Source organism: Sulfitobacter alexandrii (assembly GCF_001886735.1).
Classification (GTDB): domain Bacteria; phylum Pseudomonadota; class Alphaproteobacteria; order Rhodobacterales; family Rhodobacteraceae; genus Sulfitobacter; species Sulfitobacter alexandrii.
Window position 1 is genome coordinate 1,245,072 of record NZ_CP018076.1, and the last position, 14,915, is coordinate 1,259,986.

Here is a 14,915-nt window from a genome sequence, read left to right on the forward strand (position 1 = left end):
TATTTAACCCTTCAGCAGGCCAAGGAAAGCCGCCAGATCGTCGGTATGGTGATGGATGTGCGCGGCATCGCGTCGCGTCGGCGCGACGTGGATCGTCTGCATGCCCATGGCGTGGGGCGCGATCAGGTTGCGCGCGTCGTCCTCGAACATCGCGCCGCGTGCCGGGGTCAGCCCGTCGAGCGCGAAGACGGTGTCGAAAGCCGCGCGGTCCGGCTTGGGCAGGAAGCCCGCATGTTCGACACCGTAGATCGCATCGAACAGCCCGCTCAGGCCGCGGGCCGCCAGCACCCGTTCGGCATAGGGCGCGCAGCCGTTGGTATAGACGATGCGGCGCCCCGGCAGGTCACGGATCTGCGCGGCCAGTTCCGGATCGGGGGTCAGGCTGTCCATCGAGATATCGTGCACGTCTTGCAGGTAGGGGGCGGGATCGACGTCGTGTTCCCGCATCAGCCCCGCCAGCGTGGTGCCGTGGGTTTCCCAGTAGTGCAGCCGAAGGCGGTCCGCCTCCGCGGCGTCCACACCCAGAGTACGCATCACCCAGTCGGTCATGCGCACCTCGATCAGCGCAAAGAGCTGCGCCGAGGGGGGTACAGCGTATGGTCGAGGTCGAAGACCCAGGTGTCCACGTGAGAGAAGGCATCGCGCATCATGTGCCCGTGTTAGGCGCTGCATCGCGGCCCCGCAAGTCTTGCGCTGCGGTCGAAGGGCGGTAAGGTGGCGCGTCAGAAAGGAAATGCCATGCCGCCGCCCAAACCCGGCTCCACCGATGCCTATACGATGATCCTCGATGCCATCGATTCCGGCATCTATCGTCCGGGGGACCGGCTGGTGGAAAGCGAGCTTGCGGACCGTTTCGGCGTGTCGCGCACGCCCATCCGCGAAGCGTTGCAGCGGCTCGAGACCCAGTCGCTGCTGGCCCGCGACGGGCGGAGCCTGATCGTCGCCTCGCTCGATCACAACCAGACGGCGGAACTCTACGTGGTGCGCGGCGAACTGGAGGGGCTGGCGGCGCGGCTGGCCGCACGGCACGCCACGCCCGAAGAGGTCCGCGTGCTGCGCGAGATGGTCAGCGCCGATGACGCGCTGGTCGGCGATCCGACGGCGCTGGCGCGGTCGAACCGCCGGTTTCACAAGCAGATCCACCTCGCGTCGCACAATCGGTATCTCGTGCAGCAGCTTGACCTCGTCTACCGTTCCATGGCCCTGATGGCGACGACCTCGCTTGCCGTCGAGGGACGCGGAGAGATCGCGCAGGCCGAACACGACAGGATCGTCTCGCGGATCGAGGCGCGGGACGAGGATGGCGCGGACGAGGCATTGCGCGCGCATATTTCGCTCGCCTTCGTGACCCGGCTCAAGCAGGAGGCCGCGCGGCTCGAGACCGAGGGCTGACGGGCGAGAGCCCATGCGCCGTCTTGTCCCAGAAAAACGGGTCGCGGATACATTCGCGCAAGGCCTTGAAGGCCGCGAGAGCGCCCATGGGGAAATACATCGGCGTCGTAAGCACCCAGACCATCAGGTGCCTGTGCGCAGGCCCTGACACGGCCACCGCGGCGATGGTCAGGTTCACCAGTTCCGCAAGGACGAAACCGGCCGCCATCGCCCAGGTGGCGTGCGGCCCCAGCGTCAGGGCGAGAGGATGGGTCACCCCGAAGAGGGTGATCCAGAAGGACCACAGCAGGGGCGCACAGGCAAACTGCGAGAACGTGGCCAGCAACAGGGTCTGGACACCCAGGAACCGCTTCCAGCCCAGATCGCGCAGCAGTTGGCCGGGCCGGCGCATGTGCACGCACCACGTGATGAGAAACCCCTTGAGCCAGCGGGACCGTTGCCGCACCCAGGGCCAGGCGCGGCAGTTTGCCTCCTCGTAGGTGACGGTGGGGAGCAGTTCAGTGACATAGCCATGCCGCGCCAGCCGCACGCCGAGGTCCGCGTCCTCGGTCACGTTGTGGGCATCCCAGCCGTTCAGCCTTTCCAGAATGTCGCGACGAAAGAACAGCGTGGTGCCGCCCAGCGGGATCACAAGGCCCAGCCGGGCGACGCCGGGCAGGATCATCCGCCACCAGGTGGCGTATTCGATGGTGAAACAGCGCGAGATCCAGTTGGCCCGGCTGTTGTAGTAGTCGAGGACGCCCTGCAGGCAGGCGACATTGCCCGGCGCGTCCCGAAAGCGGGTCACCACCCGTTCGATCTGGTCCGGTGCCGGTGCGTCTTCCGCGTCCCAGACCCCGATGATGCTGCCTTCGCAGAAATCGAGGGCGTAGTTCAGCGCGCGCGGCTTGGTGGTCAGCCCGTCGCCCTGCGGCACCTCGATCACGGTGATCCAGTCCGGCAGGTCGGTGCGGCCGATGGTGTCGCGCGTCAGGTTGTCGTGTTCCTCAAGGACGAGGACCACGTTGAGCAGGGACTTCGGGTAGGTCAGCCGCGACAGACGTGCGATCAGCGCGCCCGCGATTTCCGTCTCTTCGAGCAGCGGCACCAGAACCGATACGCGGGGCAGGCGAAACGGCCCGACCGTCCCCGGCGGCTGCGGGAGCGTGTCATCCTGAAGCGGGGAGACCTGCGTGACGAAGGCCGCCAGCTTCAGTCCGGTACTCAGGGCCAGGGTGGCGAACGCCCAGAGCATCGCGACCGTCATGACCCACAGCGGGGCGACCAGCAGCGCGAGGATAAGGCCGGTGACAACCGCGGCGGCGCCGTAGTGCCGAGCGCCGCGCCGGGACTGCCAGGTGCGGCAGCTTTCCACCGCCGGAACCCGTTGCGCCGCCTTCACCGCCAGTTCCGGGCCGTAGAGCCGCCCGATCTGACGGCGGATCTGCCGCGCGTCCGAAATGACCGGGAGCAGGGCCAGCCCCCCGGTGCCCATGCAGGCGCGCAGCCTGTCGAAATCCTGTGGCCGTTCGGTGGCCACCAGCAGCAGGCCGCCGATCCGCTGCCAGGGCACGACGCCGAACCGCAGGCAAAGCGCGGCGGGCAGATCGCGGCCAAGTGCCATGTCGGGCGGATCGGCGGACAGGTCGACCCGGTGGGCGCGGTACTGGTGCGAAAGGGCCTTCAGCACGTCCTCGCGCCCGACCATGCCCTCGGCGATCAGGATCTCACCCAGCGGCGCGTCGATGCGCATCTGCACCCGTAGGGCGTGCCGCAGGTCGGCCGCGTCGATGGTCCCGGCATCCACCAGGTATTGACCCAGGGGCGTGCCCGTCGGCGCAGGCGGCGCGACCTTCACCTCCGGCCAATGCAGGCGAAGGTTGCTCATGCTCTACCAGCCCGGCTATTCAAGATGCCGGCACGGTAGGGCCTTATTGGTTAAGGCCGGATTAAGAGAAGATTAACAACGTCCTAACGGGCGGGGCCGCTATCAGGCATCCGCCGCCACCTTACCGCGCGCGGCCATCGCCTCGGCAAAACGTTCGAACAGGTAATAGCTGTCCTGCGGCCCGGGCGAGGCTTCGGGGTGATGCTGAACCGACCAGACAGGGCGGCCGTCCAGCCGGATCCCGCAGTTCGAGCCGTCGAAGAGCGACACGTGGGTTTCCAGCACGCCCTTGGGCAGGGATTGCCCGTCAACGGCAAACCCGTGGTTCATCGAGGTGATCTCGACCTTGCCGGTGTCGTAGTCCTTGACGGGGTGGTTCGCCCCATGGTGCCCGTGGCTCATCTTGACGGTCTTGCCGCCCAGCGCGAGCGCCAGCATCTGGTGTCCGAGGCAGATGCCGAACACGGGCAGGTCCGTCTTGTCGAGCACCTCGCGGATCATCGGCACCGCGTAGGTGCCGGTCGCCGCCGGGTCCCCCGGCCCGTTGGACAGAAAGACGCCGTCGGGCTGGTGCGCCATGATGTCGTCATACGTCGCCGTCGCGGGCAGGACCGTGACCTCGCATCCGGCCGAGGCGAGGCACCGCAGGATGTTGCGCTTTGCACCGTAGTCCACCGCCACGACCTTGTGGCGCGGGGCGTCCTGCGTGGGATAGCCATCGGGCCAGGCCCAGCGCATCTCGTCCCAGCGGTAGGACTGCGCACAGGTCACATCCTTGGCAAGGTCCATGCCCTCGAGCCCGGCAAAGGACCGCGCGGCGGCGATCAGCCCCTCGATGTCGAAGTTGCCTTCCGGATCATGGGCAAGCGCCACGTGGGGCGCGCCCAGGTGCCGGATCGCGCGGGTCAGCCGCCGGGTGTCCACGCCGCCAATCGCGATGCGGCCGCGTGACGCGAGCCAGTCCGACAGGGGCTGCGCGTTGCGCCAGTTGCTGGGGTCGGTGGGCATCCATTTCACCACCATGCCGGCCGCGACCGGGTCGCCGGTCTCGTCGTCCTCGGGGTTGGTGCCGACATTGCCGATGTGCGGGAAGGTGAAGGTGACGATCTGGCCCGCGTAGGAAGGATCGGTCATGATCTCCTGGTAGCCCGTCATCGCGGTGTTGAAGCACAGTTCCGCCGTGGTCTGGCCGGTCGCGCCGAACCCCATGCCGTAGAAAAGCGAGCCGTCCGCAAGGGCGAGACAGGCAGTCGGGCGGGGGGGAGTGGGCGCGGACATCGGGGCAGCCTCCGGAACGGGATGTGGCAGGGTAAACGGCTGGCAACCTACTGCCCGGCGGTCATGGGGTCAAGGCTGCGCGCGAAAACAGATATGAAGCGAAATCAATCACTTGACGTTACGTGCGTCCCCATTGCGCGGCGGGCGGCGTGAAGGTATGTTAGGCACTTTGACACCTGCTGGACCAAATGGGGACCATATGACACTGCGCACGCGCATTTCGGAATCGCTGAAACAGGCGATGAGGGACAAGGATGCGAACCGCCTGTCCACCCTGCGGCTGATCAATGCCGCGATCAAGGACAGGGACATCGCGGCGCGCGCCACCGGCAATGACGATGGCGTCGGAGACGACGAGGTGCTGGCGATCCTCGGCAAGATGGCCAAGCAACGTCAGGAATCCGCCCGCGCCTACGAGGAAGGCGGCCGGCTCGACCTCGCGGAGCGCGAGAACGGGGAAATCCTGGTGATCGAGGAATTCCTGCCCCGTCAATTGTCCGAAGCGGAAGTGGCCAAGGCCGTCGACGCGGCGATCGCGGAGCAGAACGCCACGTCGATCCGCGACATGGGCAAGGTGATCGGCGCCCTGAAAGGCCGTTACACCGGCCAGATGGATTTCGGCAAGGTCGGCCCGATGGTCAAGGACCGGCTGAGCTGAGGCCCCGCCGGCGCTGCATCAGTCAAGCGTCAGTTCGCTGATTGCCGTGTCGCTGTAGCGGCTGCCGGGGTAGGTGGCCCGGATCGTGAGGCTGATCCAGCTCACCGCGTCCAGACCCGTCGTGTCGAAGGCCTGCATGGTGGTGTCGTCCCGCAGGGCGATGGCGCCTTCGGCCCGGTTGGACGCTTCGAGGTACAGCTCGCGCACGCGGCCGTTCTTGAGGAAGATGTCCTGCGACTTGGCATAGCCGGTGACCACGCCCAGACGGCGGACCGTGGTGGGCCGGTCGAAACTGACGGTGATGCGCTGGCCCTCGCCGGTGCCGCCGACACCTTCCACCCAGGCGGTTGCGAGATCGTTGTCGAACATGTTCGTCAGCACGTAGCTGTTGCGCCCCTGCGATTCCAGCGTGGAAGAGGCGCAGACCCGGGCCGGACCCGCCCCCAGCGTGAGCTGGCGACAGGATTCGCCGGCCATCGCGGGCGCGCGGGCCTGTGCGGCGGGCGGGGCGGGCTGCTGGGCCACGGGGGTCGCAGGCACCGGCCCGGCAGCGCCCTTGCGCCGTTCCCATCCCCGCTGCACCGCCGCGAGCCGCTGATACCGGGGCGGATGCGTGGCCGACCCCTGTTCGCCAAAGCTCTTCCACAGCGCCTGTGTCTCGTCCAGCGTCGCGCCGAGCGCGGCCAGCGTGAAACCCGCGTATTCGTCGGCCTCCAGCTCGGTGGGCGGGCGTGATCCCCCCGCGGTGATCGTGTGGCCCTGCAGGTGATGCCCGACCTCGTGCGCCATCACGGCATAAAGCTGCCAGTTGCTGTCCGGCTTGTCCCGGTAGGTCCGCATCCAGACCGGGTTGAACGCGAGGTACCGCTGCTCGTCGATGATGACGGCGGCGGCATTCCCGACTTCCTGCGTCTCGACCACCTGGAAATTGGGCGCGAGGCCGGACACGCCGAGGATGTCGTTGACCACCGACCACACCTCCTGCACCGAAAAGGCATCGGCGGCGGCAAAGTCCGAAATCTCGATATTCACCTTCTCGCAGCCGAGGATGGTACAGGCGACCTGTTCCTCCGCCCGGACGGGAAGGGCGAGCATCATCAACAGGGCAAGCGGGGCTTTGGCAAAGGGGGGCATGGCGATCTCCGGAACCTCGTTCGACTTAATCGCGCCGAAAATTCCGGTAAAACCCCCTGAACAGGGGATATCAGCGCCTCAGCGACCGGTTGAGGTCGTCGTAGAGCGCGATCCGCTCTTCCTCGCTCAGAAAGCGGCCGATCTCGACTTCGCGGCCGTGCCCGGACAAGGTGATGTAATGCGGCACCGGGCCGTCCTTTTCGTACTTGGTGACTTTTGTCCAATAGCGGTTGCAGTCCCATTCCTTTACCTCGCCCTTCGGCGTGCGGTGGGTCAGCCGGGCCGTGTCGGCATCGAGAATCAGGATTTCCTCGATCTGTCGGGACCGATGGTTGGCCTGCAGGGCAAAGTAGATCCCCGCGACCGCGGCAAGCATAAAGGGCAGCAGACCCCAGAGCAAAATCGTCCCGAGCAGGGGGAGCGTCGGGATCAGGATCAGGGTAAAGGTGGTCAGGATAAAGGCGGCGAACCCCCGCGCCGGCAGGGATTCATGCGGCCAGAGGCGCATGCGCTGCGGCGTTTCATCGGGCTGTGTGGTCCACTCGTACGGCATGGGCGAATGATAGCCGCATCGCGCGCCTTGGCAATGCGGCACCTGCGCTCATCCGGCAGGCCCCGCGCGCCGTCGGGCGCGCGGCATCTGCACCGGTCTGATCAGGAAAGGTGCGCCCGCAGCATCCAGGCGAATTTCTCGTGTGTCTGCCCGCGCTCGATGCACAGGTCCTCGGTCAGGGTATCGCCTTGTTCGGCCGCCAGTTCACCGGCACCGGCCAGCGTTTCCGCCAGCGTTTCCTGCGCTTCCTTCAGCAGGCGGATCATCTCTTCGGCGGCGGGTTCCCCCTCGGCCTCGGCCACCTTGGACCGTTTCAGCATGCCCGCGAGCGTGCCTTCCGCATGGCCCTGCAGCGCCTTCACCCGCTCGGCCAGGTCATCCTGCGCGGTGAAATGATCCTCGTAGATGGTCTGGAACAGCTCATGCAGCGGGCCAAAGGCCATGCCGGTCACGTTCCAGTGGAAATTCTGGGCGAGCATCGTGGTCACCGCGGTTTCGGCGACGCACTGGTTCAGCGCCTCGATGATCTGCGCGCTGGCATCGGTGGAAAGGGTCTGGGCTGTCTGGGTCATCTGCGCCTCCTGCATCTTGAAAGGGGTGCTGGCTGGCATCCGGCTGGCTTGCACCCCAAGCAATATAGGCGCCGTATCGCCTTGGCAAGGCAATTTAGAATAATTCTAAGAAGTAGGCGGCGAGAGAGCGGCGCCCAGCAGGAAGATCAGGTTGCGCCGCGCGTGGCGTGGCACGCGCGAATGCAGCAGGAAGGTCGCGCTGGCGGTGTCGTCGGTATCCAGCGCACGGGCCAGCGCCATCAGCCAGTTCTCGTCGAAGGACGTGTCCCGCTCTCCCTCGCGGAAGAACACGGGGCGCCGGCCCAGCGCCTGATGCAGGCCGCGGATCAGGATCTCGGACGCGGCCTGCGCGGCCACCTCGCGGTTCCCCGACAGCGCGGCGCAGGCACCGAACAGGTCGATGAAAGACTTGCACCGGCTGTCCCGCGACACCCGGCGCAGATGGGTCAGCAGCGGGGTCGGGGCGGGCGGCCCTTCGGGGTCGCAATCGTAGGCGCCCAGGATCCTGTGACGTACCGCGCTCATGCCGCCTTGCCACCGTCCAGCACCGACAGGCTGACCTTTTTCTTGCGGCACCGGTTCGCATAGGCCTTTTCCCAGTGGCCATAGCGGCCCATCACCGATTGCTGCGCCACCAGCAGCTCGATGAAGGCCTCGCGCTCGCCGTTCTTCTTGAGGCCCTTGAACACGGATTTCTGCGCCTTGGTCATGGAACACCCGATGCAATGGCCTTCACGCCTGAACTTGCAGACGTCGATGCAGGGACTGGGGACTTTGGGCATGCTATCCTCGTTTGACTGGGGCGGGGTGCCGCCTTGGCTGGGTCGATTTCAATGCAGTACCGGCGTTGCGGCGCCGGGCCTGCCGGGGCGGGAAGGCGGGGCGCTGCGGGCCATGCCCTGCATCGCGCGCCCGACCTGGGCGGCCATCAGCGCCAGATGCTCGGCCTGTGCGGCGGGGGCGATCAGGCTCGCGATCATCGCCGCCTCCGCAAGATCGCCCTGTGCGGCCTCGCGCACGAAGGTCTGCAGCACCGCCTCGTCCGCGCCGATGCAGCTGCAGCCCAGCCCGTGCCAGGTCAGCGGACGCCGGGCGTGCCGGCACAGCGCGCCGAGCAGGCGGTCGAAACCGCGCGTCTCGGCGGCGCCGCCCGCGGGGCCATAGCAGCGCGCGAACCCCCGGCTGACTTCGGCCTGTCCCTCGGGGCTCTCCCGCCACAGGCGCATCGACAGGATCAGCTCGGCCTCCCAAAGGGGAATGTCGGTCAGATGGCCCACGACGCTGCTGCCGGGAATGCGATCGGCGCCGGTCATTTCGTCAGGATCAGCTTGCCCGCGCGGGTGATGCGCAGGATGTAGGTCTGTCCGTCCAGAACGATGGTCGCCTTTTCCCCGTTCGCGACAAGGTCCCGGGCATCGTAGACGGCGGAGTCCGCGGCGGCGGCATCCGGCCGGGGCGTGGGCAGCTTGGACATCAGTGTCATTGTCCCGTCCCCGTGGCGCGCCCGCGCTCCAGATCCATCAGGTGTTCAAGGGCCACCCCCTCGATGCTGGCGGCGTCTCCGCCGGATTGCACGATGTCCCGCCACGCCGACGCGGCGGTCGCGCGCGGCCCCCGGTCTGTGTCACGCTCGGTCTTGGTCACGTCTGTCTCCTTTTCGTGAACATCCGGGCTGCCTGTCGCGGTGGCTGGGACGGGTTGGGTTCCGACTGCAAAGCTGAGTATTCGAGTCGGGTATTAAGGTATCGTTACTTTTTCCGACTAAATCAGTCAAGAAACTATCGAACGCCGATGCGGACCTTTGCCGGCAGGCCCCAGAACGGAAAAACCCGCCGTCCAGGCATGAACGGCGGGCTCGGGGCAAGTACGACCAGGGGGCGGATGCCGCGGCGGCAGCGGTCAGTCGTATTCCACCAGCAGGTCCTTCGCGTCGATCTGCGCGCCCGGCTGGACGTGGACAGCCTTGACCTCGGCGTCACGCTCCGCGTGGATGCCGGTTTCCATCTTCATGGCCTCGATGGTCAGGAGCAGGTCACCCTGCTTGACCTTCTGGCCGGCCTGCGCCGCGACGGAGGCAACGACACCCGGCATGGGCGCGCCCACGTGCTTGTCGTTGCCCGGCTCGGCCTTGGGCCGTTTCGCGGCGGTGCCGGCGACCTTCCGGTCGGGCACCCGGATCACGCGGGGCTGGCCGTTCAGCTCGAAGAAGACCTTGACCTCGCCGTCCTCCGTCGTCTCGCTCAACGCCTGCATCCGGATTTCCAGCGTCTTGCCGGGGTCGATCTCCGCCGAGATTTCCTCGGCGGGTTCCATCCCGTAAAAGAAGGTGGACGTGGGCAGGGTGCGCACCGGGCCGTACTGCTGGTGCCGTTCCATGTAGTCGACAAAGACCTTGGGATACATCAGGTAGCCGCACAGATCCTCGTCGTCGATCTCCATGCCGTCGAACTTCTCCGACAGGTCCTTGCGGGTCGCTTCCAGGTCCACGGGGTCGAGATGCTTGCCCGGCCGTTCCAGGTTCGGCTTTTCGCCCTTGAGAACCTTCTTGACGATCTTGTCGGGAAAGCCGCCGGGCGGCTGGCCGAGATTGCCGCGCATCATGTCGATCACGGAATCGGGAAAGGACACATCGACGTCCGGGTCTTCCACCTGTTCGCGGGTCAGGCCCTGGCTGACCATCATCAACGCCATGTCGCCGACAACTTTCGAGGAGGGCGTCACCTTGACGATATCGCCGAACATCTGGTTCACGTCGCGGTAGGTCCGTGCGACCTGCGGCCACCGGTCGTCCAGCCCCATGGCGGACGCTTGCGCTTTCAGGTTGGTGAACTGCCCCCCCGGCATCTCGTGCAGGTAGACCTCGGAGGAGGGGGCCTGCATCCCGGTCTCGAACGCGGCGTAATGCGCGCGCACCTCCTCCCAGTAGTCGGAAATCTCGCGGATCGCGGACATGTCGAGCCCGGTGTCCCGGTCGCCGTGCTGGAGCGCCGAAACCACCGAACCCATCGTCGCCTGCGAGGTGTTCCCCGAAAGCGCGTCCATCGCGCAATCGACGGCATCCACACCGGCCTCGGACGCGGCGAGAATGGTGGCGCAGGCGATGCCCGCGGTATCGTGCGTGTGGAAATGGATCGGCAGGCCGACCTCGGTCTTGAGCGCAGAGATCAGGACGCGCGCCTGCGCGGGTTTCAGCAGCCCCGCCATGTCCTTCAGGCCCAGCACGTGCGCGCCCGCGGCCTTCAGGTCCTGGCCCATCTTGACGTAGTACTTCAGGTCGTACTTGGCCCGGTCGGGGTCGAAGATGTCACCGGTGTAGCAGATCGTGCCCTCGCAGACCTTGTCGGCCTCGATCACCGCGTCCATTGCGACGCGCATGTTCTCGACCCAGTTCAGGCTGTCGAAGACGCGGAACACGTCGACGCCGGAGGCGGCGGCGGTCTTGACGAAATGCTGCACGACGTTGTCGGGGTAATTGGTGTAGCCCACCCCGTTGGAGGCCCGCAGCAACATCTGGGTCATCAGGTTGGGCATGCGTTCGCGCAGGTCGCGCAGGCGTTGCCACGGACATTCCTGCAGGAACCGGTAGGCCACGTCGAAGGTGGCGCCGCCCCAGCATTCCACGCTGAAAAGCTGCGGCAGGTTGGCGGCATAGGCGGGGGCCACCTTGATCATGTCATGGCTGCGCATCCGGGTCGCCAGCAGGGACTGGTGGCCGTCGCGCATGGTTGTGTCGGTAATCAGAAGCTGGCGCTGCTGGCTCATCCAGTCCGCCACGGCCTGCGGGCCTTTCTGCTCCAGCAGGTTGCGGGTGCCCATCATCGGCTCGCCCCGCGTGGCGGGCGGCCGGGGGTCACGCAGCTGCGCGGGCGGGCGGGCGTGGCCCTTTGTTTCCGGGTGCCCGTTCACTGTGATGTCCGCGATATAGGTCAGCACCTTCGTGCCCCTGTCGCGGCGCGAGGAGAACTGGAACAGCTCCGGTGTCTCGTCGATGAACTTGGTGTGGTACGTGTTGTCTAGGAACGTGGGGTGCTTCAGCAGGTTCTCGACAAAGGCGATGTTGGTGCTCACACCCCGGATGCGGAACTCGCGCAGGGCCCGGTCCATCCGGGCGATGGCCATCTCGGGGGTCGGTGCCTTGGCCGTGATCTTGGTCAGCAGGCTGTCGTAGTACCGGGTGATGACACCGCCCGCATAGGCCGTGCCGCCGTCCAGCCGGATGCCCATGCCCGTGGCAGAGCGATAGGCGGTCAGCCGGCCGTAGTCGGGGATGAAGTTGTTCTGCGGATCCTCGGTGGTGATACGGGTCTGCAAGGCGTGCCCGTTCAGCTGCACATCGCCCTGGCTGGGCTTGCCCGCCGCCTCGGCGATCGTCTTGCCCTCCGCGATGAGGATCTGCGCCCGCACGATGTCGATCCCGGTGACTTCCTCGGTGACCGTGTGTTCCACCTGCACGCGGGGGTTCACCTCGATGAAGTAGAATTTCTCGTCTTCCATATCCATCAGGAATTCGACGGTGCCCGCGCATTCGTAGTCCACGTGCGCACAGATCTTGCGGCCCATCTCGCACAGTTCCGCGCGTTGCGCCTCGGTCAGGTACGGGGCGGGGGCGCGCTCGACCACCTTCTGGTTGCGGCGCTGGACGGAGCAGTCCCGCTCGAACAGGTGATAGATCTCGCCGTGCTTGTCCCCGAGAATCTGCACCTCGACGTGCCGCGCCTTGAGGATCATCTTCTCGAGATACCCCTCGCCGTTGCCGAAGGCCGCTTCGGCCTCGCGCCGGCCCTCGCGGATCTTCTCCTCCAGTTCTTCTTCCTTGTAGATCGGGCGCATGCCGCGCCCGCCGCCGCCCCAGGACGCCTTGAGCATGAAGGGATAGCCGATCTCGCGCGCCTCGGCACGGATCGCGTCCATGTCGTCGCCCAGCACCTCCGACGCGGGAATGACCGGCACGCCTGCCTCGATCGCCACCCGCCGTGCGCTGGCCTTGTCCCCCAGGGCGCGCATGGTCTCGGCGCGGGGCCCGATGAAGGTGATGCCGTTCTGGACGCAGGCGTCCACGAGGTCGGGATTTTCCGACAGCAGCCCGTAGCCCGGATGGATCGCGTCCGCGCCCGAGGCCTTGGCGACCCGGATGATCTCGTCGATGCTCAGATAGGCCGCCACCGGGCCCAGCCCCTCGCCGATGCGATAGGCCTCGTCCGCCTTGAACCGGTGCAGGCCCAGCTTGTCCTCCTCGGCAAAGACCGCGACCGTCCTTTTTCCCATCTCGTTGGCGGCGCGCATGATGCGGATCGCGATTTCGCCCCGGTTCGCAATGAGAATCTTGGAGAATTCGGTCATATCAGGTTTCCTTCGACAGCATGGTAACGTGCGGGCGTGCTGCGCTGCGGCACCAGCGCAGGCTCACACGCTGCCGGGACTTTGGCAAGGTGCTCTGCGGCGTCCCGTCATGGCAAAACGACGTCAGGACAGCAGAATCGGATCGGGCAGGGCGCCGAGATCGGACAGGCCGAGCTGCCCCATGTTCGAGATCATGTCCTTGGCCAGCATGTCGATCAGGTGGTCCACGCCGCGCGGCCCCAAGGCCCCCAGCGCAAAGTGGAACGCCCGGCCCAGCATGACGAAGTTGGCCCCGAGCGCCAGCGCGCGCAGAATGTCGAGCCCGCCTTCGATTCCGCTGTCGAAGATCAGCGGGAGGCCGGTCGCCGCGCGGATGTCTGGCAGCGCCTCGATGCTCGCCGGGGCGCCGTCGAACTGGCGTCCGGCGTGGTTCGACACCCAGACGGCATCGATTCCCATCTCTTCGAGCCGGACCGCGTCCTCGGGCCGCAGCACGCCCTTGACGATGAAGGGGCCGTCCCAGGCATCGCGCAGCCAGGCGACGTAGTCCCAGTCGGGGGCGGTACGCAGCAGGTAGCCCATGTGCGCGGTCGGGGGCAGGTTCGCGGTGGCGTCGGTGACGTATTTGTCCAGCCCGCGCATGTGGGGCATGCCCCGCAGTGCGGTATGCCAGGCCCAGACCGGCCGGGTGGCGACCTGCGCCAGCAGCCGCGGCGTCAGGCGCGGCGGATTGGTCAGGCCAGATCGGACCTGCCTCTCGCGACGCGACGAACTGGGGACGTCCACCGTCAGGATCAGCGTCCCGAAGCCTGAGCTGCGCGCGCGCTCCAGCATGTCGGCGCGGATCTCCGGATCACGGGGGGATACATCTGGAACCAGGCGTGCTTGCCGAGGTGCGGGGCCATGTCCTCCGGGCTCTGGGTGGCCACAGTGGAGATGGCATAGGGGATCTCACGGCGTGCAGCGGCGCGGGCAAGGTGGCCTTCGGCGCCGGGCCAGATCAGGCCGGACATGCCGATCGGCGCGATGCCGAACGGGTAGGGAAAGCGCTGTCCGAGGAAATCGGTCGTCAGGTCCGGCTTGACTTCGCCATGCAGGACGGAAGGCACCATGCCGATCCGGTCGAGCGCGCTGCGGTTTCGCGCCTTTGCCGCCTCCGTGCCCGTACCACTGTCAAGGTACTCCCACACGAAGGGGGGATGCGCCGTTTCGCACGGGCGCGCAGGTCGGCGATGGCGGGGTATCTGTTGTCGAGGTCCATGCGCCATTTGCGCCGGGACCATCCGCAATGTCCAGATACCGCGCGGGCTGCCCGCCGGATTCCGCGAAGCGCCGCTGCGGGGGTGTCACCCGGCCTGTCGCCGCAGCCGGTCGTGCTGCGTTCCCTGCTCGATCAGACCGACGAGTGCGGCGATGGCGGTATCGACCTCGTCCTGCGCCCCGGGTGCATCACCGGCATCCTTGATCAGGTGAAGCCCGCTCCGGGTGACGGCGCGCGTCGCGCGTTCGGCGATGCGCCGTTCCGCGGCCGACCGGATGTCGTCCAGCCGTGAATCGATGGTCCGGCACAGCCCCGCGAGCATGCCGGCCGAACCGCTCAGGATATCGGGGGCGTAAATACCCTGTTCCACCGCCTCCAGAAGCGCGGAGATCTTGCCCAGTTCACAGACCGAGGTCGTGGCGAGATAGCGCATGTCCTCGAACGCGATCTCGTCGTGGTCGTCACGCTCGATCCTCTCCAGCACGACGGCGCTGCCGATGATGCGGTCGGGGCCGTCGGGCATGGGCAGATATTGCAGGGTGGTGTCCCAGATCATCGTGCCCTCGGGCAGGTCCAGCACCTCGCGATAGCGTTGGGTCGCCTTTTCGGTCAGACATTTTTCGTACTTGCGGCTCACCGCCGCCGCCTGTTTCGCGTTCAGCAGATCCGTGATCGGCTTGCCCCGGATGGCCTGCGTGGACAGCCCTGTCACGCTCTCGTGGCGCGCGTTCAGCGCCAGTACCTCGAAACTGCCTGTATCCTGGTAGCGCTGCGCGATGAACATGGGCACGTTGAACCTGTCGATCTGCCGTTTCAGGCGCTGGGCGTCTCCTGTCTTGAACATCGGGTCGTCCTTCTTT

Annotated in this window: 14 protein-coding genes and 2 pseudogenes; 2 read left to right on the forward strand and 14 right to left on the reverse strand. The window is 66.7% G+C overall.

Translation table 11 applies throughout. The annotated features are described in order from the left end of the window. Window positions 1-3: 3 nt before the first annotated feature. Window positions 4-650, reverse strand: a pseudogene (locus tag BOO69_RS06070) (pyrimidine 5'-nucleotidase). A gap of 88 nt (window positions 651-738) precedes the next feature. Between BOO69_RS06070 and BOO69_RS06075 the strand changes: the two are divergent. Then, window positions 739-1,392, forward strand: a complete 654-nt coding sequence (locus BOO69_RS06075; RefSeq protein ID WP_071971225.1) for a GntR family transcriptional regulator — start codon at window positions 739-741, stop codon at window positions 1,390-1,392. On the opposite strand, the gene BOO69_RS06080 is transcribed toward BOO69_RS06075, so the two are convergent. Then, window positions 1,355-3,259 carry a glycosyltransferase gene (locus tag BOO69_RS06080; protein WP_071971227.1) on the reverse strand — a complete coding sequence of 635 codons (1,905 nt, stop codon included), beginning with the start codon at window positions 3,257-3,259 and terminating at the stop codon, window positions 1,355-1,357. The two genes, BOO69_RS06075 and BOO69_RS06080, sit on opposite strands and share 38 nt — an antisense overlap. Window positions 3,260-3,361: 102 nt before the next feature. Then, window positions 3,362-4,537: a glutamine-hydrolyzing carbamoyl-phosphate synthase small subunit gene (gene carA, locus BOO69_RS06085; protein WP_071971229.1), complete on the reverse strand. Its 1,176-nt coding sequence runs from the start codon at window positions 4,535-4,537 to the stop codon at window positions 3,362-3,364. A 199-nt stretch (window positions 4,538-4,736) separates the two neighbouring features. Here carA and BOO69_RS06090 point away from each other — a divergent pair, with 199 nt between their 5' ends. Then, window positions 4,737-5,195: a GatB/YqeY domain-containing protein gene (locus BOO69_RS06090; protein ID WP_071971231.1), complete on the forward strand. Its 459-nt coding sequence runs from the start codon at window positions 4,737-4,739 to the stop codon at window positions 5,193-5,195. A gap of 18 nt (window positions 5,196-5,213) precedes the next feature. Here BOO69_RS06090 and BOO69_RS06095 read toward each other — a convergent pair whose 3' ends face one another. The 11 genes and pseudogenes from BOO69_RS06095 to BOO69_RS06140 all read right to left on the reverse strand — a co-directional run bounded on the left by BOO69_RS06095 (window position 5,214) and on the right by BOO69_RS06140 (window position 14,899). Continuing rightward, window positions 5,214-6,329, reverse strand: coding sequence for an NADase-type glycan-binding domain-containing protein (locus tag BOO69_RS06095; protein ID WP_071971233.1), 1,116 nt, complete (start codon window positions 6,327-6,329; stop codon window positions 5,214-5,216). Window positions 6,330-6,399: 70 nt separating this feature from the next. Continuing rightward, on the reverse strand, window positions 6,400-6,882 hold the full coding sequence (locus tag BOO69_RS06100; RefSeq protein WP_071971235.1) for a DUF2244 domain-containing protein: 483 nt from the start codon (window positions 6,880-6,882) through the stop codon (window positions 6,400-6,402). A 101-nt stretch (window positions 6,883-6,983) separates the two neighbouring features. Next, window positions 6,984-7,454, reverse strand: coding sequence for a Dps family protein (locus tag BOO69_RS06105; RefSeq protein ID WP_071973672.1), 471 nt, complete (start codon window positions 7,452-7,454; stop codon window positions 6,984-6,986). Window positions 7,455-7,559: 105 nt separating this feature from the next. After that, window positions 7,560-7,979 carry a hypothetical protein gene (locus tag BOO69_RS06110; RefSeq protein WP_071971237.1) on the reverse strand — a complete coding sequence of 140 codons (420 nt, stop codon included), beginning with the start codon at window positions 7,977-7,979 and terminating at the stop codon, window positions 7,560-7,562. After that, window positions 7,976-8,236 (reverse strand): DUF1289 domain-containing protein, encoded by a 261-nt coding sequence (locus BOO69_RS06115; RefSeq protein WP_071971239.1) that lies wholly within the window; start codon window positions 8,234-8,236, stop codon window positions 7,976-7,978. The genes BOO69_RS06110 and BOO69_RS06115 overlap by 4 nt, the downstream gene beginning before the upstream one ends. 48 nt (window positions 8,237-8,284) lie before the next feature. Further along, window positions 8,285-8,767 (reverse strand): hypothetical protein, encoded by a 483-nt coding sequence (locus BOO69_RS06120; protein ID WP_071971241.1) that lies wholly within the window; start codon window positions 8,765-8,767, stop codon window positions 8,285-8,287. After that, entirely contained in the window at window positions 8,764-8,937 is a 174-nt protein-coding gene (gene hemP / locus BOO69_RS06125; protein WP_418361301.1) for a hemin uptake protein HemP, read from the reverse strand. The genes BOO69_RS06120 and hemP overlap by 4 nt, the downstream gene beginning before the upstream one ends. Beyond that, window positions 8,934-9,098 carry a hypothetical protein gene (locus tag BOO69_RS22980; protein ID WP_156874869.1) on the reverse strand — a complete coding sequence of 55 codons (165 nt, stop codon included), beginning with the start codon at window positions 9,096-9,098 and terminating at the stop codon, window positions 8,934-8,936. Before BOO69_RS22980 ends, hemP begins: the two co-directional genes overlap by 4 nt. Window positions 9,099-9,353: 255 nt before the next feature. Next, window positions 9,354-12,794, reverse strand: a complete 3,441-nt coding sequence (locus BOO69_RS06130; RefSeq protein WP_071971243.1) for a pyruvate carboxylase — start codon at window positions 12,792-12,794, stop codon at window positions 9,354-9,356. A gap of 123 nt (window positions 12,795-12,917) precedes the next feature. Beyond that, a pseudogene (locus tag BOO69_RS06135) lies at window positions 12,918-14,055 on the reverse strand (alpha-hydroxy acid oxidase). Window positions 14,056-14,140: 85 nt separating this feature from the next. Then, window positions 14,141-14,899, reverse strand: coding sequence for a PAS domain-containing protein (locus BOO69_RS06140; protein WP_071971245.1), 759 nt, complete (start codon window positions 14,897-14,899; stop codon window positions 14,141-14,143). Between the last annotated feature and the right edge of the window lie 16 nt (window positions 14,900-14,915).